This is a genomic window from Brucella sp. LJL56 (assembly GCF_054871705.1).
Window position 1 is genome coordinate 33638 of the sequence record NZ_JBTXLQ010000008.1, and the last position, 25987, is coordinate 59624.

Consider the following 25987-nt stretch of genomic DNA (forward strand, 5'->3'; position numbering starts at 1 on the left):
CGCCGAACAGTCGATGAAATGGACGTTATGGCACGCAAATTTCCGCTCAGCATTTCCGGAGTTTTTGCCGTTTTGCCAATGGGCGATCCAGATATGTGTTTCGTCGCATTCTCCGACGCAAAACCGCTCCGCACTTTTGCTGGAAATGCTCTGAGTTCGGTTGCGGGACAATCGGGGCAAATATGACCGCAGGCACAAAATTCACCCTACAGGAAACCGAACCCGACGCAGCCCGTCTGCGGGCGCTGTTGAGGGCAGTGCGCAACAGCAATGTCTGCGTACTCTACCAGACACCCGATCTGGTTTATTCATGGGGTGAGAATATCCCGCTCTACTGGCAGGAAAAATGGAAAGTCGGCGGAAGCGACTGCGATTTCATTTTCTCCGCAAGCCTGCACAAGCTCGACGGCGCCAAGCGCGCGGCACTCGAGACCGGCGAGGCGCAAAATGTTGAGCTTGCCATCAATGACGGCGACAGGCTGCGCTGGATCGAATTCCACATCGACTGCGATCGCGACGAGAACGGCAATATACTGGGGCTCGTCACCACGGCCATCGAAATCAGCGAACTGAAACGACGCGAGCAGGTGTTGAAGACACTGTTGCGCGAAGTCAGCCATCGCTCCAAAAATCTTCTTGCCATCGTGCAAAGCATCGCGAGTCAAACGGCGCGTTTCACCGATTCCATCGACGATTTCCTGCTGAAATTCCGCGGGCGCATTCAGTCACTTTCCTATTCGCAGGATCTGGTGACCGATTCCAACTGGCGCGGCGCGCTGTTTCGCGACCTCGTGCATTCGCAGGTGGAGAAATACATCGATGTCAATGACGAACGCCTGACCATTGAGGGCGACAACCCCTATCTGTTCCCCGGTGCCGCGCTGCATGTCGGGCTTGCGCTGCATGAACTGGTGGTCAACGCGACCTCTTTCGGCGGTCTTTCGATACCCTATGGTCGGGTGAAGATTTCGGCGAAGGTTGCCCATGTGGCCAGCGGCGACGACAGGCTGGAATTTCACTGGGAAGAAACCAATCCCGCAATGCCGGAAGTTTTCGAGCACGATCCGCGCTTCGGCAGCGCCGTGCTGCAACGCATTGTTCCTGCATCCGTCAACGGCCATGCCGATTATCGCATCGACGGAACCGGCGCAGTCTATTCCCTCGTCATTCCCACAGAGCAGTTTGACGCCTGATCGGGATCGGCAACGCCCTCACCAGCCACAAAAAAAGCCGCCATGGTCAGGCCTGAACCTGAACCACGGCGGCTTGCTCTGAATTTGCGGAACGCCAGCGGCATAACGTTTGACGTCAGCGCGGCATTCTCGCCGCTCGCCTCGTGCGGGGAGGTTGAGGCGAACTCTGAAAGTCGTGTTGTGGGGGCGGGGTCACGACCTTCATGCGCGCTTAACGCCACAGATGAAACTTGGTTCCGTCAGTTTCCGATTTTTTTGCAATAAAGTTCGAGCCGGTGATGCACGATCTCATAACCGAGTGAACGGGCGATTTCTTCCTGCAATTTTTCGATCTTGTCAGAGCGAAATTCCACCACGTCTCCGGAATCCATATCGATGATGTGATCGTGATGCGCGCCGCTTGCCTGTTCGAAACGCGAAGGCCCTCCGGCAAAGGCATGCCGGTGAATGGCACCGCGCTCTTCGAGAAGCTTCATCGTGCGATAAACCGTCGAAAGCGAGATGCTGCTATCGATCTCGACCGCCCGACGAAAAATCTCGAGTGCGTCGGGATGATCTTCCGTCTCGGTCAGTATGTCCAGGATGATCCGGCGCGGGCGCGTGATACGGACACCTGCCTGGCGCAGTTCCTGCTCATAATCGGGCTTCTTGTACGATTCTCTCATACCGCGATTATGCACCGACACACTGCCAGTTGCAAATTTTCGCAACTGACGCCTGTCCGATCTCCCCAACCCATTGCTGCGGATGCTCTTTAATGGCTCATGTCCATCAACTGCCCGTAATCGGGCACATCGGACATAGTAGCCTTATCGTTGAGATGGTATTGCCCGCGGCCTACCCGCACGAAAAGCGCATCGCTTTCCGGTTGATTGTCGGTGCAGTTTTCGGCAAGGAACGAGAAGTATCTGGAGTAAGGCCAGCCCGGAGCGACACGGCGCACATCTCTCGGCGAGAAAGGTTCGGTAAGAACACCTTTCACCCTGACAGCATTATGGATTTGAGGATAAATATTCGCTCCAATTTTCCACATGCTTTAACATTAGCACTACCATATATGACGTTCATATCCCGTAAACACGGGATGACTGCATATTTTTTGCTTGCTCAGAAAATGCTCAATTAGATGAGCAGGCAATTACCAGCCCCACTCAGGTAACAAATCGAAGCGTATCTGCTTTGTCCAGGACCATTGAGCGTGCTCCTCACTCGGCGGAAGCAAGCACAGTAAAAAGCGCCGCTCCATCACGATCCAGTTCTTCGACCGCAACAGGATAGGTGTCGCCTTCATGCGACTTGAGGCCAACTGCCGATGCTTTCATCGCCTCGCCGATCGCATCCTTGTTGCCCCAGAACTTGCCGCGCTTTGTCAGATCCGCGCCGTCTGCAGGAATAGCCACGCTATATTCCACCGCGCCTTTGTCGATACCGTCGCAAATGAGGCTCGCTGATCCGGTCTTGATTGAAATGCTCATCGTTCCTCCGCGTTTGGTTGACCCCGCACCGGCACCCACCCTAACGCCCATCAGCAAACGTGTAAAACAATGAACCGAAATTAGTATTTCGCCCCGAATGGCACTACCAATGGAGTAGTCCCCGCACCTCGTTTCGCCTACGGATTGTAAGGCTTTGTTGTTATTCTGGCGACACAATAGAGGGCGCAACAAATGGTAACCCCGATAGCGCAATATGTCAGACGTTCAGTTGCGTATGCAGCGACGAAACTGAATTACAGACAATCGATCGACAGGATCGCATCCGATGCTCAAGACTATTGGGCCGATCAAACTTCAAAGAATCATAAATCGAATTCCCACTGGAAGGGAAGCGACGGCCTCTCTGATGCCGCATGGATGCAAATTGGACAATCGCATCGAAAGCTCGTGCAGGATGCGGCCGCTTCCGTCGGCTTGAACCTGCAAGGCTCCCGAATATTGGAATGGGGTTGTGGCGGCGGTGCGAATGCAGTTCAGTTTGTGGATCTGGCCAATGAATATCTGGGCGTCGATGTATCTGCCGCGTCCCTCAAGGAATGTGCGGCTCGAATGTCGGACGTGGGATATAGGCATTTTTCTCCTGTGCTCATTGACGTGGAGAAACCACAAAAGTCACTGGAGCAGGTCAAACAACCAGTCGACATCTACATTTGCACCTATGTCTTCGAACTCATTCCGACAGAGGAATACGGCGCTGACCTTTTGAGAATAGCTTTTCAGCATCTACGATCAGGCGGGCTTGCTGTTATCCAAATCAAATATTCCACACACCAGTCAAATACACGTGGCCATAAGTGGGGATATCGACGGAATCTGGCCAATATGACGACTTACTCCATCGACCAGTTTTGGTTACTGGCTGAAAGCGTCGGCTTCAGACCGATCTCCGTCTCACTCAAACCATATGATGCTCTCGTTAAAGATGAGAGATACGCTTATTTTGTTTTACAAAAACCGGAAGCGAATGCTGACCGAGAATAACCAGCCATGTGTCGTTTGAAGAGAAAGCCAAGCCATGCTTGTTATTGGTACGCCCAAGGGGAATCGAACCCCTGTTTGCGCCGTGAGAGGGCGCCGTCCTAACCGCTAGACGATGGGCGCTTGAGTAGCCTCGCTGATATAATCGCCAAAAAGAAAAAGCGCAATCCTCGAAGGCAGAAACAATCAAGGCGGTCTGATGCCGCCCTGATCAGATTCTATCCGTTCTACTCGACATTGCCGAGCTTGATGCGACCAATGATACGCGACTCGCGATAATCATAGATGATGAGTTCCGTACCGCCATCCGGCAGCAGTGTTTCCAGCGAAAGTTCGTTGCCGGAAAGGCTTTGCGAAAGAAGACGGGTGCCGGGCGTCAGGTTGATCTGCGATTCGATCAGCTTCGGCGGTTCCGGCTTTACCGGAGCGGACACGGCCTGTCCTGGGATATCGGAACGGGCTTCTTCAACCGGCGGGGTTTCCGGCGCACGATTGATCTTGTAGACAACGGCGACAAGCACCGCCATAAGACCGATCAGCATGACACCGATGGAGACGGCCAGAAGCCGGATCATTTTGCGGCGCACACGTTCCATGGCTGGATCAAGCTGGGGCTCGGCCTGTTCATCCGGGTAATAGCCCTGCTGATAGTCCTGATAGCCTGAATCCTGATGATTCTGGTATCTCGGATAGTGTGGATCCTGCATTCAACGACTCCGGTTCGAACTTCGCCGTGTTACGGCGTGTGGCGCGTGATAGAGCATTTTGCAGCCAAATGGAAACATTTGACGCCGCATAAATGCGGTAAAACCAAGAGATAGAGCAGTTCTGACGATTTCGTTAAGGCAGAACAGCTCTCATGAAGGAAAGACACGAGTGAAAGAGCTAACAACCGACTCCGATGCCACAGGCAAGCGTCTCGACCAGTGGCTGGCCGCAGCATTGGGGCCGGAACTCTCGCGCAGCCGCGTCCAGTCCCTTATTGCCGAAGGCCATGTGACCATCGACGGCGCGCCCGCCCGTGAAACCAAGCAGAAGCTGCGCGAAGGCATGACAATCGCCATCGTGCTGCCTGAGCCGGAGCCAGCCGAACCGATTGCCGAGAACATACCGCTCGATATTCTTTACGAGGATGATGATCTCATCGTGATCAACAAGCCCGCCGGGCTCGTCGTTCACCCAGGCAACGGCAACTGGACGGGAACGCTCGTCAATGCCCTTATATATCATTGTGGCGATAGCTTGTCGGGCATCGGCGGAATTCGCCGCCCCGGCATCGTTCATCGTCTCGACAAGGACACGAGCGGCGTCATGGTTGTCGCCAAGAATGACCGCTCGCACCGGCATTTGAGCGAACAGTTTGCCGACCATGGCCGCACCGGCGATCTGGAACGCGCCTATCTTGCGCTCGTCTGGGGCATGACCGAGCGCCCGCAAGGCTTCATCGACGCGCATCTCGGACGTTCGCATCGCGACCGCACCAAACAGGCGGTCGTCAATGAAGAGCGGGAAGATGCCCGCCACGCCGTCACCCATTATGTGACAGTGGAAAAATTCGGGCCCCGCGACGATGCCACCGCACTGGCCTCGCTCGTCGAATGCCGTCTCGAGACAGGCCGCACCCACCAGATCCGCGTGCACATGGCGCATATCGGTCATCCGCTTGTCGGCGACATGGACTATGGCAGCGCCTACAAGACCAAGGCCAACAAGCTGCCGGAACCATTGAAAGAGGCCGTGCGCGGTTTCCACCGGCAGGCGCTGCATGCCTGGCTGCTCGCCTTCACCCATCCCGCGACAGAAGAGCTGATGCGTTTCGAAGCGCCCGTGCCGGAAGATATGGAGCACCTTCTGGAAAACTTCCGGAAACACTCTATATAATACTGGCAACCATCATGGTTGGCTGAACGGATGACAGCCTGTAAATAAAAGGCTGTTTCATCATCAAGATCGGGGCGCGGTTGGAATGAAAGCCGCTCTCCACCCCATAATGACCATATATTTCAAGCGCGCCTTGCAACCTTTGCCACGCGGCGACGTTCACATTGCAGTGACAGATTGTTTCATGAGTTAAAGGATCGTGTTTTCGCCAAAATCATGCCTATATATGAAGGCTCGCGTGAGGGAAGTGCAGGAGGCAGCCCCCGCGACAGGTTCGCCAAACGGGAACCTGAAATTATAAAGGAGGGTGCTCTATGGCCCAGATGAATCTCCCAAGCATCACGTCAGGTGACGGTGGTCTTACCCGTTATCTGGAAGAAATTCGCCGTTTTCCCATGCTTGAGCCACAGGAAGAATATATGCTGGCCAAGCGTTATCACGAACATACCGACCCCAAGGCCGCCCACAGGCTGGTAACGAGCCATCTGCGCCTCGTGGCCAAGATCGCCATGGGTTATCGCGGCTATGGCCTGCCGATCGGTGAAGTGATCTCGGAAGGCAATGTCGGTCTCATGCAGGCTGTCAAGCGTTTCGAACCTGAACGCGGTTTCCGTCTTGCCACTTATGCGATGTGGTGGATCAAGGCTTCCATCCAGGAATATATCCTGCGTTCATGGAGCCTTGTGAAGATGGGCACGACCGCCAATCAGAAGCGTCTGTTCTTCAATCTGCGCAAGATGAAGAGCAAGATTCAGGCGCTCGACGACGGCGATCTCCGGCCAGATCAGGTCAAGCAGATTGCAACCAAGCTCAACGTCAGCGAAGACGAAGTGGTTTCCATGAACCGCCGCCTGTCCGGTGACGCTTCGCTGAATGCGCCCTTGCGCGCTTCGGAAGGTGAATCCGGCGAATGGCAGGACTGGCTGGTCGATGACAGCAGCAGCCAGGAGCAAGTGCTGATCGAGCAGGACGAACTGGAAAACCGCCGCTCCATGCTTGAACAGGCGATGGATACACTGAATGACCGTGAACGCCGTATTTTCGAGGCTCGCCGTCTATCGGACGATCCGATGACGCTGGAAGACCTTTCCGGCGAGTTCGGTATCAGCCGCGAGCGCGTGCGCCAGATCGAAGTGCGTGCCTTTGAAAAGGTGCAAGCCGCAGTGAAAGCCGCAGCCTACAAGCAGCAGAAGGCGCTGAACCACGTCGAGGAAGCGCACGCCTGAAACTGATATAATCAGCAAGTCCTTTTACTGCCGCAAAGTGGGAGACCATTTTGCGGCAGAATTGTTTCAGAGCATTTCCAGCAAAAGTGCGAAGCGGTTTTCGGTTAAGATGCGCGTCAAAACAAATGGCTAGAGCGCCGATCTGATTCGATCAGATCGGCGCTCTAATTATCCGCCTCACCTTTGGCGAGTTCAAACCCCTCATCGATCCAGCCAGTCAGTCCGCCCGCCATGATCTTGACTGGCCGGTCGAGATTGGCGAGCCGCAAGGCACCACGCGCCGCGCCATTGCAATGCGGTCCCGCGCAATAGGTGACGAAAATCGTTTCCTGCGGCCATTCCGCCATTCTGGACCCGATGATTTTGCCATGCGGCAGATTGATTGCGCCCGGTATATGCGCTTTAGCGAAAAGCGCCGGGCTGCGCACATCGAGCAGCACGAAATCGGCTCCTCCCGACAAGGCATCATGCACGTCCCAGCAATCCGTCTCGAATGCAAATTCTGCCGCAAAATGATCGCGCGCCAACGCGCTCGGTGCTGGCGATATAGCAGTCACGGCTGATTTCCTGTCGGTTCTGGCTACACTATCCATGGACGTTCTCCTTTATCTTCGAAAAGGTTTTCGCCCATTTGCCAATTCACTTGCAATTGGCGTGATTGACAATATACGTAAAGATAATGACAAACCCAGCACAAGACCTCGAAGGCCCGCTTGTCGTAGCCCTTCTCTATGATCGGCTTTGCACTTTTGAATTCGGCATCGTTGCCGAAATCTTTGGTCTGCCCCGGCCGGAAATGGGAACCGGCTGGTATCGATTTGCCAGTTGTCCGATAGAGGATGGCCCGTTGCGTGCGCATGGCGGGATTGTCATCACTCCGGATGGTAGCGCCAATCTGATTGATGAGGCTGACATCATCGTTGTTCCGGGCTGGAAAGGCACAGACATTCCAGTACCGCGAACGATCACCGAAAAGCTGCGTCACGCGCATCGGCGCGGAGCGCGGCTTGCCTCCATCTGCTCGGGTGCCTTCGTGCTGGCTGCGACCGGACTGCTCGACGGCGGCCTTGCCACCACCCATTGGCGCTACGCCGATGCGCTGCGCAAAAAACACCCCGAGATTGATGTCGATGATGCGTCGCTCTATCGCGAACATGATCGCATCTTCACTTCGGCCGGAAGTGCCGCTGGAATAGACCTCCTGATCGAAATCGTACGGCAGGATTTTGGAGCCATTGCTGCGAATTCCGTTGCGCGACGGCTCGTCATGCCCGCTCATCGCACCGGCGGGCAGGCACAGTTCCTCGAACGTCCGGTCACAAAGCGCGAAGGCACCGCCATCAGCCCGGTTCTGGACAGGATGCGCGCCAATCTTGCTGCAGAATGGACAATCGAGCGAATGGCCGCCGAATGCCGGATGAGCCTGCGCACCTTCCTGCGTCGCTTTGTCGAAGCTACCGGTGCCACACCCGGCGACTGGCTCGTCATGGAGCGCATCGCGGCTGCCAAGGAGTTCCTTTCTCAGGGACAGGCAAGCGTTGACGACATTGCCACTTCAGTCGGCTTTGGAAGCGCCCACACGCTTCGCCACCACTTCCGCCAGAAAATTGGCATCAGCCCGGCGGAATATCGCAGGCGGTTCCTCGCTGAGACCGTCATGCAAACGCAGTAAAAGCTTCAAATAACTGCAATGGAAGACCTTTAGGCAACAGGGCGTGTTTCACCCTGGAGCGATTCCAGTTGAAACGGAATCGTTGGAACCGCTCCAGTCATTTGTTCTTACGCATGTCTCCCGAAACCGGTTTCCACTTTCGGGAGACATGCTCCAGCCTGAAGGTTGTCCCATGAAAAAGCTTCTGCTCGCCGCAGCTCTTGCGCTCACCACTGTCACCGCCGCATCGGCTTCGGAATATGTGTCCTTCCTCGATTATCCGCAAAAGGAACAGGACGGGACGGAGTTCTTCACCGCCATCGAAATCCCGCAAGGCAGCTTCACCAAATACGAAATAGACGACAAGACCGGTCACATCGTCGTCGACCGCTACCAGTCCATGCCTGTCATCTATCCGGCCAATTACGGCTCGATCACCAGCACGCTTGCCGGTGACGGCGATCCGCTCGACGCGCTCATCTATACGCGTGAGCCGATTGTTCCGGGAGCGATCATCAAGGTTCGTCCCATCGGCGTCCTGAAGATGATCGACGGCGGCGACCAGGACGACAAGATAGTCGCCGTCCCGACCACGGATATCGATCCGACCTATGACAATATCAAGGAAATCACCGATCTGCCGAAGATCGAACAGCAGCGTCTCGAAGCTTTCTTCCGCGTCTACAAGCAGTTGCCGGAAGGCCGCAAGGTCGTTGAACTGGGCGGTTTCGACAGCGCCGAAGCTGCACGAAACGAAATTGCCAAGGCCATGAAAGCTTTTGCCGAGAAGAAATAATCACTGTGCGATCCTGATCGCTTCAAAACAAAAAGGCCGCTCGAAGCGGCCTTTTCTGTTTCGATATGCAAGAGCTAGTTTGTGCCCAGCACGTCGTTGAACGCCTTCTCACCCGGCACGCCCTTTTCAAGACTGATAAGAGCGCGACGACCATTGCGATAGGAGATCGGAATATCGATCCACTGCAGGCGGCGCATCAGCGAAAGATTGGTGTCCTGCGCGGTACGGGCATCGTTCAGCCATACGATAAAGAAGTTATCGCCGATCTTTGACGGCACGGCGATCAGCGGGTTGCCCGCCGCCTGCTCCGTATCCTTGAAGGTGATGCGCTGCACATTATCCACCACGCCGCCGGGGAAACCTTCCGGCACGGTGAACACCAGTTCAATCAGGTGGCTCGCCGGGATAGACTGGTCCGTATTCTTGCGGATCGTCATCTTCAGCTCGACCTTGCTGGTCGGCATCGTGACGGTCGCGCGGACCGCCGGTTCGGCAGGCTGGCCGTCTTCCGGGCTTTCTTCGATCGTGGACCAGACCACATTGCCGCGCTCGACCGAATCTGAACCCGCGCCGCCGCGTTCTTCATAAAGAAGCGCCTGCTGGCCGACGGCAACCGTCTGGTTCTGTCCGGGCTGCGCGCCGTTTTGCGTATTCGTTTCGGCAGGCGCAGGCGTGGAAGCGGCGGTCGACGTGCCCTCGCCGATACCATTGGCACCTGCGGCTGGTCCGCTATCGGTTTCGCTGCCATCAGGCATCAGCCGTTGCGTCATTTTCGGCTCGCCTGCGGGCTGTTGCGGCTGCTCGGGCGTTTGCTCGCCGCCCGTCGTCGCCGTGTTGGTGTCGGCTGGCGGCGGCGTCGTATCTTCGGGATGCGTTTCGGTATCGGAACCGGTCGCAGGCGCGTCGCTGCGTCCAAGACTCGATGCCAGTTCCTGAATTTTGTCCTTGTTGGCCCACACCGCATAACCCGCGCCGCCAAGCACCAGAACGGCGACCAGAGCTGCAATCAGCCCCTTATAGGAGCGCTTCTCCTTCTTGGAGGTGCGTTCGATATATTCGCTGCGGCGGGCCTGCGCCTTTTCCTTGGCACGGTCCAGTTTCCAGTCGTCGCTGCGCTCGGCTGCAAAGGCCGGTGCATCATCATCTTCGCTGGAGAAATTGTCGCGACGCTCATCGCGCGGTGCACCGGAGAATGCGGACTCGTCATCATCTTCATGAGACGGCGTGCGCTCTGCTGCGTCCTGATTCGCCTCCTGCAGGAAATCTTCCAGTGCATCCTCGACCGGCTCTTCCGGCGCCGCGGCTGGCGGCGCATAAAAAGCTTCAACCTCGGCAATGGCATCTTCGAGAATATTACGCTGGCGGACAGCCACAGCCTGCGAGGCATTCGCCGTAACAAGCTTTTGCTCGATCGTGGCGCGCGCTTTCGCGTAAACACGCTGGCGCAATTCGGGCGACTTGTCCGCCTGCGCATCGATCGTCTTTTTCAGTACCGCTACAAAATCCGCCATTCCGTCTTACCCGGTTTCCGCCCGTCCAGATGAACAATAAGCACAGGATGCAATAAATGTCCCAATAATCACAATAATCAAGGGAAAGCAAAGTCTGCGGCTACGATTTAGCGAAGACTTTCAAAATGATGCGGTAAAATAGTGGCAAAATTCACCCTGTCGCGAAGCTTTGTGTGGGCGATTGCGTTCTTTGTACAACGGTCGAAACAAAATCGGAGCAGCTTCCGGAAAAGCTGCTCCGAACATATCAGTCCGTGACTGCAAACAATTAGTCGTGGAACGGATCGGTGACGAGGATCGTGTCCTCGCGTTCCGGGCTGGTGGAGAGCATCGCCACCGGCGCGCCGATCAGTTCTTCGATGTGACGGACATATTTGACAGCCTGGGCTGGAAGATCGTTCCACGAACGCGCACCGGCGGTCGTTTCCGACCAGCCCGGCAAGGTTTCATAGATCGGCTTCACGCGTGCCTGCGCGCCCATGGAGGACGGCAGATAGTCAATGCGCTTGCCATCGAGTTCATAGGCAACGCAAATCTTGATTTCATCCAGACCGTCGAGAACGTCGAGCTTGGTCAGCGCAATACCGGTGATGCCGGAAGTACGAACCGTCTGACGCACGATCACGGCATCGAACCAGCCGCAGCGACGCTTGCGACCCGTCACCACGCCGAATTCATGGCCCTTGGTGCCAAGGAATTCACCGATTTCATCGTCAAGCTCTGTCGGGAACGGGCCTTCGCCAACGCGGGTCGTATAGGCCTTGGTGATGCCGAGCACATAGCCGATGGCTGTCGGACCGAGGCCCGAACCGGCAGCAGCCTGACCGGCAACCGTGTTGGAAGACGTCACGAACGGATAGGTGCCGTGGTCGTTGTCGAGCAGTGCGCCCTGCGCGCCTTCAAACAGGATGCGGTCGCCAGCCTTGCGGCGTTCATCGAGAACGCGCCAGACCTGATCGATATAGGGAAGAATCTGATCGGCAACCGAGTTCAGTTCCTTCAAAATGGTCTCGACCGCAATTTCTTCCAGACCCATGCCGCGGCGCAGCAGATTGTGGTGCGCGAGCAGACGTTCGACCTTCGGCTGCAGCGTTTCCGGCTCGGTCAGGTCGATGACGCGGATGGCGCGACGGCCGACCTTGTCTTCGTAGGCCGGGCCAATACCGCGCTTGGTCGTGCCGATCTTGAGGCCCGAATTGGAGCCTTCGCGCATGGCATCGAGTTCACGATGAATGGAGAGGATAAGCGGCGCATTTTCGGCAATGCGCAGCACATCAGGATTGATGTCGATGCCCTGCGCGCGCAACTTCTCGACTTCGGCAACAAAATGATGCGGATCGACAACGACACCATTGCCGATGACACTCAGCTTGCCGCGCACGAGGCCTGATGGCAGCAGCGAAAGCTTGTAGCTGACGCCGTCGATGACAAGCGTATGACCTGCGTTATGACCACCCTGGTAGCGCACGATGACATCGGCGCGTTCGGACAGCCAGTCAACGATCTTACCCTTGCCCTCATCGCCCCATTGCGACCCGACGACAACCACATTTGCCATTGAAGAAACTCCTTGGCCTCTATTTGAAAATCCAAGGATCAAAGCGGCCCGGTCATCGCCAGTTGAGGCTACAGGGTGCTGATCCCTCGTCTCTATACAGATTGAAACGGGATTGCGCGACTCTTTCGTGCAAGAAATTCCCGATTTTTAGTGCGCAGAACTAGGTCGGTAGAGATTCAGTCTCTGGGAAGGCGAAAATGGTGGGATTTGAGAACCGGCGCGCAACGTATTATGGTACGTGAGCACTGGAAGCGCAAAAAAGCGCCATTTGCAGACCACCAGAGACTGAATATCACCGAACCTAGCCGGCGCGGACCATGTAGAGTGCATCATCCGAATAGCTCTTGAGCTTTTCCTCAAGCGCCGGGAGGTCGCGGACGACGAAGCCCTTCTTTTCCCAGAAGCCCTGCGAGCCGCTGACGGCAACGAGAGACATGGTGACGAAACCATCGCGTTCAGCCTGCAAGGCCATCAGTTCGACGACGCGTGTGGCTGCACCGCTGGAACGGGCTTCGGGCAGAAGCGCTATATCGTGGATATAGTAGGTGTTGGTATCGTCGGGGAGTTCGCCCAGAACGGCGTTGAGAGCCGGGACCGTATCCAGCTTCCACGGATGGCTGATGCCATAACCGAGGATTTCATTGTCACGGGCGAGCACGAAACAGCCAGCCGGATAGAGTTTGAAGCGGTCCCGGAAGACCGCCTCATCTTCGAAGAAATCGAGATGGACAACATTGGCAACCGCAGTCACGCTCGCAATATCCTGCTCGTGCATGCGCCGCCATTCCGGCTGTACCATCTCTTCAACCATTTTCTCAAACTTCTCCGACGTTGAACTCAAGCGGTGTTGCCGCCTTGATTGCCTCTTGAGCCGTCAGTTCGTCAAGTGCTGCCTGTGGAATCTGTTCATCCACATAGAGCATGGCGATCGCATCGCCACCCGGATGGTCACGTCCGAGCGAGAAGTTGGCGATGTTGATATTGTGCTTGCCGCAGATCGTGCCAAGCAGGCCGATCATGCCCGGAACGTCCTTGTTGGTGACGTAAAGCATGTGCGGGCCGACCTCGGCATCGAGATTGATTCCCTTGATCTGGATGAAACGCGCCTTGCCATCCGAGAAGCAGGTTCCGGCAATGGAGCGCTCACGCAAGGTGGTCTTCACCGTCAGCTTGATATAGCCGTCGAAGATGCCGGACTTGTCGCGTTTGACTTCCGAAACGATGATGCCGCGCTCCTTCACCATGATCGGTGCAGAAACCATGTTGACATCGGCGACCTGCGGACGGATGAGACCGGCCAGAGCCGCACTCAGCAATGCGCGCGTATTCATGGTTGCGGTGGAGCCGTCGAACAGCACTTCCACTTCCTGAATCGGCTCGTCCGTGACCTGACCGACGAAAGCGCCAAGCACATCGGCAAGTTTCACGAACGGCTTCAAACGCGGCGCTTCTTCGGCCGTGATCGAGGGCATGTTGATGGCGTTGGAAACGGCGCCCTTCACCAGATAGTCCGACATCTGTTCGGCCACCTGAAGCGCGACATTTTCCTGTGCTTCCGAGGTCGATGCACCAAGATGCGGCGTGCAAACGACATTGGGCAGTGAGAAAAGTTCGTTTTCAGTCGCCGGTTCCGTTTCGTAAACGTCGATACCGGCACCGGCCACATGGCCGGATTTCAGCGCCGCCACCAAATCCTTTTCCACGATCAGGCCGCCGCGGGCGCAATTGACGATACGCACACCCGGCTTTGTCTTGGCAAGATTTTCCGCATTGATGATATTGCGGGTCTTGTCGGTCAATGGCGTGTGCAGCGTGATGAAATCGGCGCGGGCAAGCAGCTCGTCAAGCTCAACCTTTTCAACGCCCAGTTCCTGCGCACGGGATTCGGACAGGAACGGATCGAAAGCCACCACATGCATCTTCAGGCCAATGGCCCTGGTCGCGACAATCGAACCGATATTGCCGCAACCGACGACGCCCAGCGTCTTGCCGGTGATTTCCACGCCCATGAAGCGGTTCTTTTCCCACTTGCCTGCGCGAGTGGAGGTGTCTGCCTCCGGCAATTGCCGCGCCACAGCGAACATCAGCGCAATGGCATGTTCGGCAGTGGTGATCGAATTGCCGAAAGGCGTGTTCATGACGATGATACCACGGCGCGAAGCCGCCGGAATATCGACATTGTCCACGCCGATACCGGCGCGACCGACAACCTTGAGCTTCTTGGCGGCTGCGATCAGCTTTTCCGTGACCTTGGTGGCCGAACGGATCGCCAGACCGTCATAATTGCCAATGACTTCGAGAAGCTTTTCCTTGTCCTTGCCGAGATCAGGCAGGTAATCGACTTCCACGCCGCGATCCTTGAAAATCTGGACGGCAGTGGGCGAAAGCTTATCGGATACGAGAACGCGAGGTGCCATGGAGGCCTCCTTCAAACATTTTCAGACCAAACATTTCCTGTAAACGCAGACCGATCTGCTTCAGGAAATGCTATGAATAGAGCGCATCCCGAAAAGTGTGAAACGGTTTTCGGATAAGATGCGCGTGAAAACAATCACTTAGAGCGTCGATCTGACTTAATCAGATCGAAATGCGCTCTAAGGGGGATGCGGACCGTGGCCGCCCCAACGCGGACCACGGCGTCATGCACGAAATGCTCAGGCAGCCGCTTTCAGCGCAGCCTTCTGCGTTGCAAAAGCCCAATCCAGCCAATGCGTCAGCGCTTCCAGATCGGAAGCTTCCACCGTGGCACCAGCCCATATACGCAGACCCGAAGGTGCATCGCGATAGGCGCCGATATCATAGGCAACGCCTTCCTTGTCGAGCGCGGTGACGATGCCCTTGGCGAAAGCGGCCTGCTCGTCGGCAGACAAGGCAGTCACTTCCGGATCGACAATCGTAAGGCAGACGGAAGTGTTCGAACGCGTTTCCGGCTTCACGGCCAGATTGGCAATCCACGGCGTCTTTGCGACAAAACCGTCGAGAACCGCAAAATTCGCATCGGCGCGCGCAACCAGCGCATCGAGACCACCAAGCGATTTCGCCCATTTCAGCGCGTCGAGATAATCTTCCACGCAGAGCATGGACGGCGTATTGATGGTTTCGCCGACGAAGATGCCTTCGATCAGCTTGCCGCCCTTAGTCATGCGGAAAATCTTCGGCATTGGCCATGCAGGCTTGTAGCTTTCCAGACGCTCGACAGCACGTGGGCTGAGGATCAGGATGCCATGCGCGCCCTCGCCGCCCAGAACCTTCTGCCAGGAGAAGGTGACGACATCGAGCTTCGGGAAGTCGAGGCGTTGCGCGAAAGCGGCAGAGGTCGCATCGCAGAAGGTCAGACCCTTGCGGTCTGCCGGAATGAAATCCCCATTCGGGACGCGCGCACCAGACGTGGTGCCGTTCCAGGTGAAAACGACATCGCGGTCGAAATCGACCTGCGAAAAATCGACAATCTCACCGTAAGGCGCTTCGAAGGTGCGGACATCTTCGAGCTTGAGCTGCTTGGTCACATCCGTGACCCAGCCCGAGCCGAAGCTTTCCCATGCAACCATATCGACGCCACGCGCGCCGAGCATGGACCACAGCGCCATCTCGACAGCGCCGGTGTCGGAAGCCGGCACGATACCGATACGGTAATCGGCAGGCACCTGCAGCACTTCGCGGGTAAGATCGATGGCCTCTTTGAGCTTTGTCTTGCCGATTTTCGCACGGTGCGAACGGCCAAGCGCCGCATCGACCAGCGCATTCAGCGACCAGCCGGGACGTTTTGCACAGGGACCGGATGAAAAATTAGGATTAGCCGGGCGAACTGCCGGCTTCGCAATCGTCGTCATGTTGTTTCTATCCTCTCAGATAGCACGCGTCTCGTTGGGGAGACGTGGCCCACTTACTGGGATAGCTGAAAGCGCATTTTTCATCAATACGCCTTTCTGGGAATATTTTTACCCAACCCGCCCGAATTGCTTCGGGCGGGTAGAATTTCGTTATCGGGTCGCTGTCTTCGTTTCAGACGGCTCTTCTTCCATGCGCGCATAATAGCTCGCAATCAGCGCACCGGAGATATTGTGCCAGACACTGAAAACGGCGCTCGGCACAGCCGCCAGCGGCGAGAAATGAGCATTGGCGAGCGCCGCGCCAAGGCCACTGTTCTGCATCCCGACCTCGATGCTGATCGCCTTGCGCTTTGCCAACGACAATCCCGCGAAACGCGCGGCGAAATAGCCGAGAAGCAAGCCGCAGCAATTGTGCAGAACGACGACCACAAAGATCAGCAGGCCGGACTGCACAATTGCAGCCTTGTTGACCGCGACCACCGCCGCGACGATCAGCACGATCCCGACGACGGAAACCAGCGGCAGCATGGGCACCGCCGCCTTGACCAGTCCCGGAGCCAGTTTCTGCAGGATGAAGCCAAGCGCCAGAGGCACGAGGATCACCTTCACAATGCTGATGAACATGCTCATCGCGTCGACCGGCAGATACTGGCTGGCGAAGAACCAGACGAGGAAAGGCGTGACCAGCGGCGCCAGCAGCGTGGTGACGCTGGTGCAGGCAACGCTCAGCGCCACATCGCCCTTCGAAAGATAGGTCATGACGTTGCTGGCGGTTCCACCGGGGCAGCAGCCAACCAGAATGACGCCCGCGGCCACTTCCGGCGACATCGGAATGATGCGCGTCAGCAAGACGGCGAGAAGCGGCATGATGATGAACTGTGCCAGCACACCGATGGCGACATCGAAAGGTCTTTTGGCAACTTCTGCAAAATCCTTGCCGGAAATCGTCAGACCCATTCCGAACATGATGATGCCGAGCAGAACCACGATCCACGGCGCAAACACGCTGAATGTCGACGGCAGAACAAAACCGAGAATGGCAAAGACAATGACCCAGACGGCAAATGTCCGGCCTACGAAATCTGAAAATGCTGCAATTGCTTTCATAACCCTCCCCTTTCAGGACACGCATTCGTCGCGTTCTGTCACCTGTAAGGAATCGGGCCGCACATGAAAACGAAAAATTCGAAATAGCTAAAACAATGAATTGCAAAGCGGGCCATAAGGCCCGCCGCAATTATAGCAGGGCGCTAAGATGCTAACGCATCACGCCCTGAAAATACTCAATTGCCGCACGGGCTTAACCAAGTCTCGATGAGACTTGGTATCACCAGGTCGTAAAGCGCACACCGGCACGCAATTGATGGGACTGAATGTCCTTGTCGCTGAGCGTGATGCCTGCGGCACTTGCAATATCCGCGCCTTCGATGACCCCATAACGATAGCCGATATCGAGCTTGATATTGGACGCCACGTCGATGCCCACACCCGCCATGAGAGCCCAGGCGAGACGATAATCATCATCGGTCTTGTATTCGCCATAGGCCGTATCAATGGAATAACGCACATTGGCAAAGCCGAGGCCTGCACCGAGATAGGGCGTGAAGCCGGAGTAGTTGCCGAGATCGACATAGGCATTGGCCATCATATCCCAGCTACGGACATCGACGTCATAATCGTCGAAGCTCTGTTTGGAATAGCCGAGTGTCACGTCGCCGCGCAGATTATCCGTGAACTGATAACCGATACCGATGGAGGGCACGACAGTCTTGGCCAGATCATAGCTTTGAGAGCCATTCCAGAAAGACGTCTCTGTCTGGATCTTGACCTTGGAGGAGAGGTTGTAGCCGATATCGCCACGCAGATACCAACCGGAACCCACCTCGACCGGCTGCTGCATCGGAACGCCCGGCTCATAGCTGATCATATCGAGATCGGCCGCAAAAGACTGCGATGCAAAGCACAATCCGGCCAGCAAAGCAGCCGACGAACAGAAAGCACGCCATTGCATAGACATGATGAAATCCCCGCTTATGAATTTATCATCATGTATGAATGAACATAGTTAAGATCGCATAAATATAGGGATATTTTTACTATGTTTCTAAAGCATTTCCAGCAAAAGTGCGAAGCGGTTTTGCGTGGGATGATGCGATCTCTAACAAATAAGGCCCGGATGACCGGGCCTTATCTCATCTTGCGATTTGCTATTTATTTGTAAACGGGACCATCCACGATGGTCGAAACCTGCTGCGGGGCATAGACTGGACCTGCGCCGCCAAACATATAACGCAGGCCGACGCGTACATCGTGCACATTCATGCCATTGTCGTGCCCGTCGCCAAGCCACTGATTGCCCTCGAACATCTTGCCACCGTTGATGTGGCGATAGCGATAGCCTGCATCGAGCTTGAGGTTCTGCGTGAGATCAACCGATGCACCGGCCATGAGCGCATAGGTAAAGCGCCAATTGGCAGCGCCTTCCTGTGTACCGCCATAGCGAACATCATCCAGATCAGCCCACTTCACACGTGTGCCGCCAATACCGGCACCAATATAGGGTGTAAAGCCAGCAAAATTACCAAGATCGACATAGGCATTGGCCAGAATGGAAAGGGCCGAGAAATGACTGCGCTCGTCAGAAGCGCAATTGATATCGCCATTACAGGCCGAGCCATAAGTATGACCATTGAACTTGGCGCGGGTCATGTAGTCGACCGTCAGATCGGTACGGAAATAATCCGTCACCTGATAACCAACACCGCCACCCACAAGGAACGAACCCTTCAGGTCGCCATAGAGCGTATTGCTACCGAAGGTCGGCGAACCACCACCGCAAGTCGCGCAATTATCTATAGTCGCGTAATCAGCGTCTTTGAACTTGGCCTTGGAGTAACCGATGTCGCCGCGCAGATACCAACCACCAACGGCAGGCGGAGCCACAACAACTTCAGGAACAGGTTCGATGATATCCGCCGCAAGAACGACAGGCACCGCAGCCATTAGGGCAACCGATGCTGCCACACCGGCAAAAAGAGTTTTCGTAAGACTTTTCATATGTCTGCCCCATCGGAGAATCGTACCGCCGAAGGCGACGGGTACGGATATTTGAGGGGGAGACTATTCGGCAAAAGTTAAATACAACTTAACCTTGTTTTTTTACCAAGTTCATTAACATTCGCTAATTTACTAAACGCAAAAAGGCGCGGGTCTCGCCCGCGCCTTGCTAAAATTGTCTTTGCGATGATCAGGCCGCAGCGCTGCTTTCGGACGAAATCACATCGATGATGTCATTGACGACCTTTTCCACCAAACCGCGATCATCGCCTTCCGCCATGACACGGATGAGCGGCTCGGTGCCGGACGGACGGATAACCAGACGCCCCTGAACGCCAAGGCGCTCGGTCGCTTCGTCGATTGCGCTCTTTACCCGCTTGTTTTCCAGCGGCTTGCCGCCAGCGGTGCGCACATTCTTCAGAAGCTGCGGCACCGGATCAAACTTGCGGCAGACTTCACTGATCGGCCTGCCCTGCTCCTGTGCAACGGCAAGGATCTGCAACGCCGAAATCAGACCGTCACCCGTTGTCGCGAAATCGGACAGGACGATATGGCCGGACTGTTCGCCCCCGACATTGAAGCCATGTTCGCGCATGTGCTCGACCACGTAACGGTCGCCCACCTTGGTGCGAGCCAGCGTCAGATGACGGTCGGCGAGGAAACGCTCCAGTCCAAGATTGGACATGATCGTAGCGACGATGCCGCCGCCTTCAAGACGATCGGTTGCAGCCCAGCTTTCGGCAATAACGGCCATCAACTGGTCACCATCGATGACGGTACCGTTTTCATCGACCAGCAACACGCGGTCTGCATCGCCATCAAGCGCAATGCCCACATCGGCGCGCACTTCATGAACCTTCTTCATCAGACCGATCGGATGCGTTGAACCGCAATCCTCATTGATATTGATGCCGTTCGGTTCGTTGTTGATGGTGATGACTTCCGCACCCAATTCCCACAAGGCGGCAGGAGCGACCTTGTAGCCGGCACCATTGGCGCAATCGACAACGACGCGCAGACCATTCAGATCGATATTGCGTGGCAGGGTGCGCTTGGCGAACTCGATATAGCGATAGATATCGCCATCAACGCGCTTGGCGCGACCGACATCACCATGGCTTGCCATGTAGGACGACAGGTCCCCGTCAATCATCGCTTCGATCTTGAGCTCAATCTCATCGGAAAGCTTGTACCCATCCGGGCCGAAAAGCTTGATGCCATTGTCGTAGAATGGATTGTGCGATGCGGAAATCATCACGCCAATATCGGCACGCAGCGAGCGGCAAAGCATGGCAACAGCGGGCGTCGGGATCGGGCCAAGAAGAAAAACATCCATGCCGGCGGCGGTGAAACCTGCCACCAGCGCATTTTCCAGCATATAGCCTGAGCGGCGCGTATCCTTGCCGATCACAACGCGCGAAGCCTGACCCTTGCGGCGGAAGATGTGGCCAACCGCCATGCCGACTTTCATGGCGACTTCAGGTGTCATCGGAAAGCTGTTTGCCTGTCCGCGAATGCCATCGGTTCCAAAATATTTCCGTGTCATCTGTTTCGCCTTGCGCTGAGCCATGAAACGCTCTCTATGCCTTCAAATATATGCCGCCCGAAATGATCGGTGAGCAAGGGCTGTCGATTGGACAGCAGATTTTCGCTGTTCTTAACGCGAAAACACTCACAAAAGCAATTTCGCCTTTGGCGGCAGGTTCAACGTTCCCACGTCCAAAGTCGTAAGCTGGTGCAATATGATGCACCGAAATCCTTAACGAGCCTTTGCGGCAGGCCTGAGCCAAAATAACGTCAGGAAACAAGAAAGCCGGGACAAGCCCGGCTTTCTCTCATTCGCTTTCAAGCAGTTTATTGCGGCTGCGGCTCCATACCGGGTTCGCTGCCGGGCTCACTACCCTTGCGCTTGCGCGGGCTTCCAGCCTTCGGCACACCCGACCCGCGGGACGGCGTATCATTGCCCTGATCGCGTGACGGCTTGTTGCCCGCAATCAGTTCCTTGATCTCGTCGCCGGAGAGCGTTTCATATTCGAGCAGACCTTCGGCGAGCGCGATCCAGTCCTTCTTTTTCTTGGTCAGGATGCGGGTCGCCTCGGCATAAGCCTCGTCGATCAGACGACGCACTTCGGCGTCGATGATTTGCGCAGTTTCTTCCGAAACGTTCTGCGTGCGGGACACGGAATGACCAAGGAAGACTTCTTCCTGATTGTCGCCATAGGCCACACGACCAAGCTTGTCGGAATAACCCCACTGGGTCACCATTGAACGGGCAAGCTTGGTAGCCTGCTGAATATCGGAGGAAGCACCAGAGGTGATATTTTCCTTGCCGAACTTCAGCTCCTCTGCCACGCGGCCGCCCATCATGATGGCAAGACGTGACACCATCCAGGTATAGGTCGCCGAATAACGGTCGCCTTCCGGAAGCTGCATAACCATGCCGAGCGCACGACCGCGCGGAATGATGGTTGCCTTGTGAACCGGATCAGCCTTCGGCACATTGAGCGCGACGATGGCATGACCAGCTTCATGATAGGCCGTATTGGCCTTTTCTTCCGGCGTCATGGCGGAACGACGCTCCGCACCCATCATGATCTTGTCCTTGGCGTCTTCGAATTCCTGCATGGTCACAAGACGCTTGTTGCGGCGTGCGGCCATAAGGGCAGCTTCGTTGACGAGATTGGCGAGATCAGCACCGGAGAAGCCCGGCGTACCACGTGCGACAACCCTGAGATCGACATTGGGTGCAAGCGGCACATTGCGCACATGCACCTTGAGGATCTGCTCGCGGCCGACGATATCCGGGTTCGGAACCACGACCTGACGGTCAAAACGGCCCGGACGCAGCAATGCGGGATCGAGAACATCGGGGCGGTTGGTTGCCGCAATCAGGATGATCGATTCGTTGGCTTCAAAACCGTCCATCTCGACCAGAAGCTGGTTGAGCGTCTGTTCGCGTTCATCATTACCGCCGCCAAGACCGGCGCCACGATGACGACCGACAGCATCGATTTCATCGATGAAGATGATGCAAGGCGCATTCTTCTTGGCCTGTTCGAACATGTCGCGGACACGGCTTGCGCCAACGCCAACGAACATTTCAACGAAGTCCGAACCGGAAATGGTGAAGAACGGCACATTGGCTTCACCCGCAACCGAGCGCGCCAGAAGCGTCTTACCGGTGCCGGGAGGGCCTACGAGCAGAACGCCGCGCGGAATCTTGCCGCCCAGACGCTGGAACTTCTGCGGATCGCGCAGGAATTCGACGATTTCCTCAAGATCCTGCTTGGCTTCGTCCACACCGGCAACGTCCTGGAAAGTCACACGGCCATGCGCTTCCGTCAGAAGCTTGGCCTTGGACTTGCCGAAACCCATCGCCCCGCGCGAGCCGCCCTGCATCTGTCGCATGAAGAAAATCCACACGCCGAGGATCAGGATCATCGGCAGCCACGACAGGAGAATGCCGATCAGCGAACTGGAACCATCGGTTTCAGGGCGCGCGGTAATAGCGACGTCCTTGCTTTCAAGGCGCGAAACGAGACCCGTATCGCCCGGCGAATAGGTCTGGAAGGTCGAACCATTGTCGGCAAACGTACCGGTGATCCGCTGGCCGGTGATCGTGACCGATTTCACGCGACCGTTGGATACGTCGTCAATAAACTGCGAATAGGAAACTTCACGGGAATTAGAGCGCTGACCTGGGCTTTGGAACAGGTTGAACAGCGCGATCAAAAGAAGAGCAATGATCGCCCAGAGGGCGAAGTTGCGATAGTTCGGATTCATATCGGGTCCAATCGATACCACGGCCATTCCGCGGGCACGGAACGATGTTTCGGTCTAACATAGGATCGAAGGATGGCCTTGCCAAGGCGCGTTCGGCCCCGCATCCTCGATTCTTCGCACTCTGGTTTATAAAAATTAAGACATTTCCGCGCAGCCGCGCCCGATACGCGCTTCGACGGCCTTTGCGAGATCGAAATCATGCCCCGGCAGGACGTGATCGAAGATCGCAAAATGCCGTTCGATATGAATATTTTGCGGAAAATTTTCATTCGGCAGGAATGGCAAAGCGAAAAGTCTGCCTTCCAGATAAAGAGCCGGTGAAACCAGCAAGGCCTCACGTTTTCGAGATTCGGTTTCAATGTTCCGCGACTTCAGAAAGTCCGTAAGTTCCTGTCGTCCCGGCGCAGCAAGATCGAAACCTGTTTCGCTTTCATTTGAAAAACGGAAACGGCCGTCCCAGACAATTTCTTTGCCCGGCTCCAGCGGCAGTTTCGGCAGGTTGCGCTTTTCGCGACGGAACCGATGTGGTGAACCGTCCTCGCCGCGCTCGATCAAGGCACCGAATACCGTCAGACGATGGCTGTCGTCTCCCCCAGACAGAACCCGTTCAATGCGTGACCGCTCGCTATCGCCCGGCAGGAAACGACGCCCACCGGCGATTGCCGCCAGCAACCCCGAGAAAAGACGCCTCACATTGACAGGAAGAGCGGCGTAAAGCTCTGGAGCAACGAGCAAAGCTCCGTTTGCATCAACGCGCAAGCTTGCCGGATCGGCGAGTGCGGCGATCAAGGCCGCATTGTCACGCTCACGCGCGGCCCCGGCCCCGGCAATCTGGTCAAGAACCACCTCCTTGTCGGTCTCGGCTGCGATGCCCAGACGAATCCGCGGTCGTTCATATTTCGTATTTGCGTTGCTGGGGTCATCCACCCAGGCGATACCTCTGCTGCGCAATTCGTCGCGTAGCGCCTGCCGGGAAACAGTGAGTAGCGGGCGATCGAGTTCGATCGATCCTTCCAGCCAAGAGCGCGACGACATGGAGGCAAGCCCACGCGCCTCGGCATGGCCGCTGCGTTCCTTGCGCATCAGAAAGGTTTCGATCTGGTCATCTTGCGTATGACCGGTGACGATGAAGGCCCCGCCCGCATCCCGTGCCGCCTGTACCAGCAGGCGATAGCGCGCCGTGCGCGCGGCTGCGGCAAGCCCGTTTGTCGGCTTGGCCTCGTCCCAGACCAGAATGCGGTGTTCGATCCCATATTGTCGGCAAAGCAGGCCGACATTCTCGGCTTCATCCTTCGATTCGACTCGCAGCCGATGGTCCACCGTAACGGCAATCAACCGGGGTGGGTTCTGTAGCATGGCCAGATAATCCCGAAGGAGGAAAAGCAGGCCGATTGAATCGCTGCCACCCGAAACGGCAGCAACAATGGCACTGGCCTGCTTAAATCCGAATGGCTCGAATAGTTTGAAAATATTGCTTGGGGTGAGCCCCACGAAATAACTCCGCAATCAGCACTTAGCGCGGCTGCGCTCATCAGCAACGCGCTTCAATATGGCAGGCGCCGCCTTGGGGTAACGGTCTGGAATCTGCGCAAAAGTTGCGCAGGCGACATCGCGATTGTCCATCTTTTCAAGCGTCATGCCGAGCTTGAACATGTTTTCCGGCGCGCGCTTCGAATCAGGGTAATCGCGCTGCGTATCGATGAAAACCGTTGCGGCTTCCGGAAAACGGCCCTGACCGTAGAGCGATTCTCCAAGCCAGAAACGCGCTTCCGCCGTATTGGGATCAGCCGGATAGCGCTTCACATGCTCACGGAAACCGGTTTCGGCCGACTTGTAATCGCCCGACATCAGAAATTGATAGGATGCCTGATAAAGCGAATTGGGATTATCGTCGGTCGGAAGAGATGCAACTGCATCGCCTGCAGCCGTACCACCCGCCGCAGCGCCGGGTACCGCGCCTGGCTGTGCTGCGCGCGGTGTGGTGTCAAGCGTTTCGCCGATTACATTGCCATTGGCGTCGAACCGGATGGAACCGAGCGTTTGCGGCGGTTCGCCACGTGCCGGTCCACCCTGTGCAGGCGCATTCGAACCAATAGCCACGGAATCGGCGCCAGAAGACTGGCTGGATGCATCATATCCACCGCCCTGCGGAGCATTTCCGGAAACCCCGCCATCGAGGTTTCCGTTGCTGCCCGGATTTGAACCGGCATCGGCGAGCGACGTGTCGCCACCGCCTTGCTGAGCACCCGTATCGGCACGCTTTCCAGTTTCCAAAAACTGGAAGCGGCCTTCGTTTGCTTCCTGCATCTTTTGCATCTGGTCCTGCATTTCGAGGATCTGGAAGTTCATGGCTTCCGCACGTGCGCCCAAGGCATCTGCTATCGCGGCAGGATTGCCCGTACCCTGTGCACAGAGATCGGCACCGGGAGAGGCAGCCGCCGCAGCAGACTGAACCCCACTACCGGAAGAAGGCGAGGTTACGCCGATCTTCTTTTCCAGTTCCTCGAACCGGAATTCGTTGTCTTCCTGCGTCTTTTGCAACTGATTATCGGTAAACGAAATCTGGGCGTCCACATCCTCGACCTTACCGGTCAGGTTGCGAACCAGTTCCTGCTGAAGGCCAGGACTCTGATAGCCGCCACCCTGTCCGGGGCCGCCGCTATCCCGCATGGCTTCATCCAGAATCGCCATCGAGCCGATGCTGACGTGGTTCTGTGCGCCGCCACGGCCCTTTTCCAGCGCCTGGAACCGCGCTTCGTTATCGCGCTGGATTTTCAGCATCTTGTCGCGAAGCTGCAAAATCCGCGCATAGGACTGGGCGTTCTGATGTGCCAGATTACAGACTTGCTGCGAAAACTGATCCCCGCCGGGAGCGCCTGCCTGCGCGAGCTGAATCCCCCCTTGCGAAGAAACAGATGCCGCCATAACCGGAGCACTCACCAAAAGCGGCAGCATGGCAATTGCCAGCGTCACTTTCCTCATTGGTTTCCTCATTCCCTTTTGCCCCTGTAATTCACCCATCTGATT

23 protein-coding genes and 1 tRNA gene are annotated in these 25987 nt (G+C 56.3%); 6 read left to right on the forward strand and 18 right to left on the reverse strand.

All coding sequences use genetic code 11. The features are described 5' to 3' along the window. Nucleotides 1-182: 182 nt before the first annotated feature. Nucleotides 183-1193, forward strand: coding sequence for a sensor histidine kinase (locus tag ACYSN1_RS18440; RefSeq protein WP_461727019.1), 1011 nt, complete (start codon nucleotides 183-185; stop codon nucleotides 1191-1193). Between the two features lie 239 nt (nucleotides 1194-1432). On the opposite strand, the gene ACYSN1_RS18445 is transcribed toward ACYSN1_RS18440, so the two are convergent. The 3 genes from ACYSN1_RS18445 to ACYSN1_RS18455 form a co-directional block, all read right to left on the reverse strand. Then, nucleotides 1433-1858 (reverse strand): transcriptional repressor, encoded by a 426-nt coding sequence (locus ACYSN1_RS18445; RefSeq protein ID WP_105542630.1) that lies wholly within the window; start codon nucleotides 1856-1858, stop codon nucleotides 1433-1435. An 89-nt stretch (nucleotides 1859-1947) separates the two neighbouring features. Beyond that, the gene (locus tag ACYSN1_RS18450; RefSeq protein ID WP_461727020.1) at nucleotides 1948-2226 is read right to left on the reverse strand and encodes a hypothetical protein; all 279 of its coding nucleotides are present in this window, start codon (nucleotides 2224-2226) and stop codon (nucleotides 1948-1950) included. A gap of 172 nt (nucleotides 2227-2398) precedes the next feature. Next, on the reverse strand, nucleotides 2399-2668 hold the full coding sequence (locus ACYSN1_RS18455) for a hypothetical protein (RefSeq protein WP_461727021.1): 270 nt from the start codon (nucleotides 2666-2668) through the stop codon (nucleotides 2399-2401). Nucleotides 2669-2860: 192 nt separating this feature from the next. On the opposite strand from ACYSN1_RS18455, the gene ACYSN1_RS18460 reads away from it, so the two are divergent. Next, nucleotides 2861-3670: a class I SAM-dependent methyltransferase gene (locus ACYSN1_RS18460; RefSeq protein ID WP_461727022.1), complete on the forward strand. Its 810-nt coding sequence runs from the start codon at nucleotides 2861-2863 to the stop codon at nucleotides 3668-3670. Between the two features lie 45 nt (nucleotides 3671-3715). Here ACYSN1_RS18460 and ACYSN1_RS18465 read toward each other — a convergent pair. Together ACYSN1_RS18465 and ACYSN1_RS18470 are read right to left on the reverse strand one after the other, a co-directional pair. Beyond that, a tRNA-Glu gene (locus ACYSN1_RS18465) sits at nucleotides 3716-3790 on the reverse strand. Between the two features lie 104 nt (nucleotides 3791-3894). Next, complete coding sequence (locus ACYSN1_RS18470) at nucleotides 3895-4374, reverse strand: hypothetical protein (RefSeq protein WP_461727023.1); 480 nt, start codon at nucleotides 4372-4374, stop codon at nucleotides 3895-3897. Between the two features lie 169 nt (nucleotides 4375-4543). Between ACYSN1_RS18470 and ACYSN1_RS18475 the strand changes: the two genes are divergently transcribed. Continuing rightward, nucleotides 4544-5548 carry an RluA family pseudouridine synthase gene (locus ACYSN1_RS18475; protein ID WP_461727024.1) on the forward strand — a complete coding sequence of 335 codons (1005 nt, stop codon included), beginning with the start codon at nucleotides 4544-4546 and terminating at the stop codon, nucleotides 5546-5548. Nucleotides 5549-5862: 314 nt separating this feature from the next. Next, nucleotides 5863-6774 carry an RNA polymerase sigma factor RpoH gene (rpoH, locus tag ACYSN1_RS18480; RefSeq protein ID WP_461727025.1) on the forward strand — a complete coding sequence of 304 codons (912 nt, stop codon included), beginning with the start codon at nucleotides 5863-5865 and terminating at the stop codon, nucleotides 6772-6774. A 164-nt stretch (nucleotides 6775-6938) separates the two neighbouring features. Here rpoH and ACYSN1_RS18485 read toward each other — a convergent pair whose 3' ends face one another. Beyond that, entirely contained in the window at nucleotides 6939-7367 is a 429-nt protein-coding gene (locus ACYSN1_RS18485; protein WP_461727026.1) for a rhodanese-like domain-containing protein, read from the reverse strand. A gap of 86 nt (nucleotides 7368-7453) precedes the next feature. On the opposite strand from ACYSN1_RS18485, the gene ftrA reads away from it, so the two are divergent. Beyond that, nucleotides 7454-8446 carry a transcriptional regulator FtrA gene (gene ftrA, locus ACYSN1_RS18490; protein WP_461727027.1) on the forward strand — a complete coding sequence of 331 codons (993 nt, stop codon included), beginning with the start codon at nucleotides 7454-7456 and terminating at the stop codon, nucleotides 8444-8446. A 172-nt stretch (nucleotides 8447-8618) separates the two neighbouring features. Then, complete coding sequence (locus ACYSN1_RS18495; RefSeq protein ID WP_461727028.1) at nucleotides 8619-9221, forward strand: inorganic diphosphatase; 603 nt, start codon at nucleotides 8619-8621, stop codon at nucleotides 9219-9221. Between the two features lie 74 nt (nucleotides 9222-9295). Here the strand turns inward: ACYSN1_RS18495 and ACYSN1_RS18500 are convergent, their stop codons facing one another. The 12 genes from ACYSN1_RS18500 to ybgF all read right to left on the reverse strand — a co-directional run bounded on the left by ACYSN1_RS18500 (nucleotide 9296) and on the right by ybgF (nucleotide 25954). Next, nucleotides 9296-10732 (reverse strand): transcriptional regulator, encoded by a 1437-nt coding sequence (locus ACYSN1_RS18500; RefSeq protein ID WP_461727029.1) that lies wholly within the window; start codon nucleotides 10730-10732, stop codon nucleotides 9296-9298. Between the two features lie 268 nt (nucleotides 10733-11000). Then, entirely contained in the window at nucleotides 11001-12290 is a 1290-nt protein-coding gene (locus ACYSN1_RS18505) for an adenylosuccinate synthase (protein WP_109989146.1), read from the reverse strand. A gap of 301 nt (nucleotides 12291-12591) precedes the next feature. After that, complete coding sequence (locus tag ACYSN1_RS18510) at nucleotides 12592-13101, reverse strand: GNAT family N-acetyltransferase (protein WP_140021922.1); 510 nt, start codon at nucleotides 13099-13101, stop codon at nucleotides 12592-12594. Between the two features lie 4 nt (nucleotides 13102-13105). Further along, a complete protein-coding gene (gene serA / locus ACYSN1_RS18515) occupies nucleotides 13106-14707 on the reverse strand; it encodes a phosphoglycerate dehydrogenase (protein WP_461727030.1) in 1602 nt (533 codons plus the stop codon). Nucleotides 14708-14944: 237 nt separating this feature from the next. Beyond that, entirely contained in the window at nucleotides 14945-16120 is a 1176-nt protein-coding gene (locus ACYSN1_RS18520) for a phosphoserine transaminase (RefSeq protein WP_461727031.1), read from the reverse strand. Nucleotides 16121-16270: 150 nt separating this feature from the next. After that, on the reverse strand, nucleotides 16271-17227 hold the full coding sequence (locus ACYSN1_RS18525; protein WP_461727032.1) for a bile acid:sodium symporter family protein: 957 nt from the start codon (nucleotides 17225-17227) through the stop codon (nucleotides 16271-16273). Nucleotides 17228-17447: 220 nt separating this feature from the next. Then, nucleotides 17448-18137, reverse strand: a complete 690-nt coding sequence (locus tag ACYSN1_RS18530; RefSeq protein ID WP_461727033.1) for an outer membrane protein — start codon at nucleotides 18135-18137, stop codon at nucleotides 17448-17450. 194 nt (nucleotides 18138-18331) lie between these two features. After that, nucleotides 18332-19177, reverse strand: coding sequence for an outer membrane protein (locus ACYSN1_RS18535; RefSeq protein WP_461727034.1), 846 nt, complete (start codon nucleotides 19175-19177; stop codon nucleotides 18332-18334). Between the two features lie 190 nt (nucleotides 19178-19367). Then, nucleotides 19368-20723 carry a phosphoglucosamine mutase gene (glmM, locus tag ACYSN1_RS18540; protein ID WP_461727152.1) on the reverse strand — a complete coding sequence of 452 codons (1356 nt, stop codon included), beginning with the start codon at nucleotides 20721-20723 and terminating at the stop codon, nucleotides 19368-19370. 308 nt (nucleotides 20724-21031) lie between these two features. Beyond that, complete coding sequence (gene ftsH / locus ACYSN1_RS18545; RefSeq protein ID WP_461727153.1) at nucleotides 21032-22960, reverse strand: ATP-dependent zinc metalloprotease FtsH; 1929 nt, start codon at nucleotides 22958-22960, stop codon at nucleotides 21032-21034. Nucleotides 22961-23095: 135 nt separating this feature from the next. Further along, entirely contained in the window at nucleotides 23096-24451 is a 1356-nt protein-coding gene (tilS, locus tag ACYSN1_RS18550; protein WP_461727035.1) for a tRNA lysidine(34) synthetase TilS, read from the reverse strand. A 15-nt stretch (nucleotides 24452-24466) separates the two neighbouring features. Then, nucleotides 24467-25954 (reverse strand): tol-pal system protein YbgF, encoded by a 1488-nt coding sequence (ybgF, locus tag ACYSN1_RS18555; protein ID WP_461727036.1) that lies wholly within the window; start codon nucleotides 25952-25954, stop codon nucleotides 24467-24469. Nucleotides 25955-25987 lie beyond the last annotated feature (33 nt).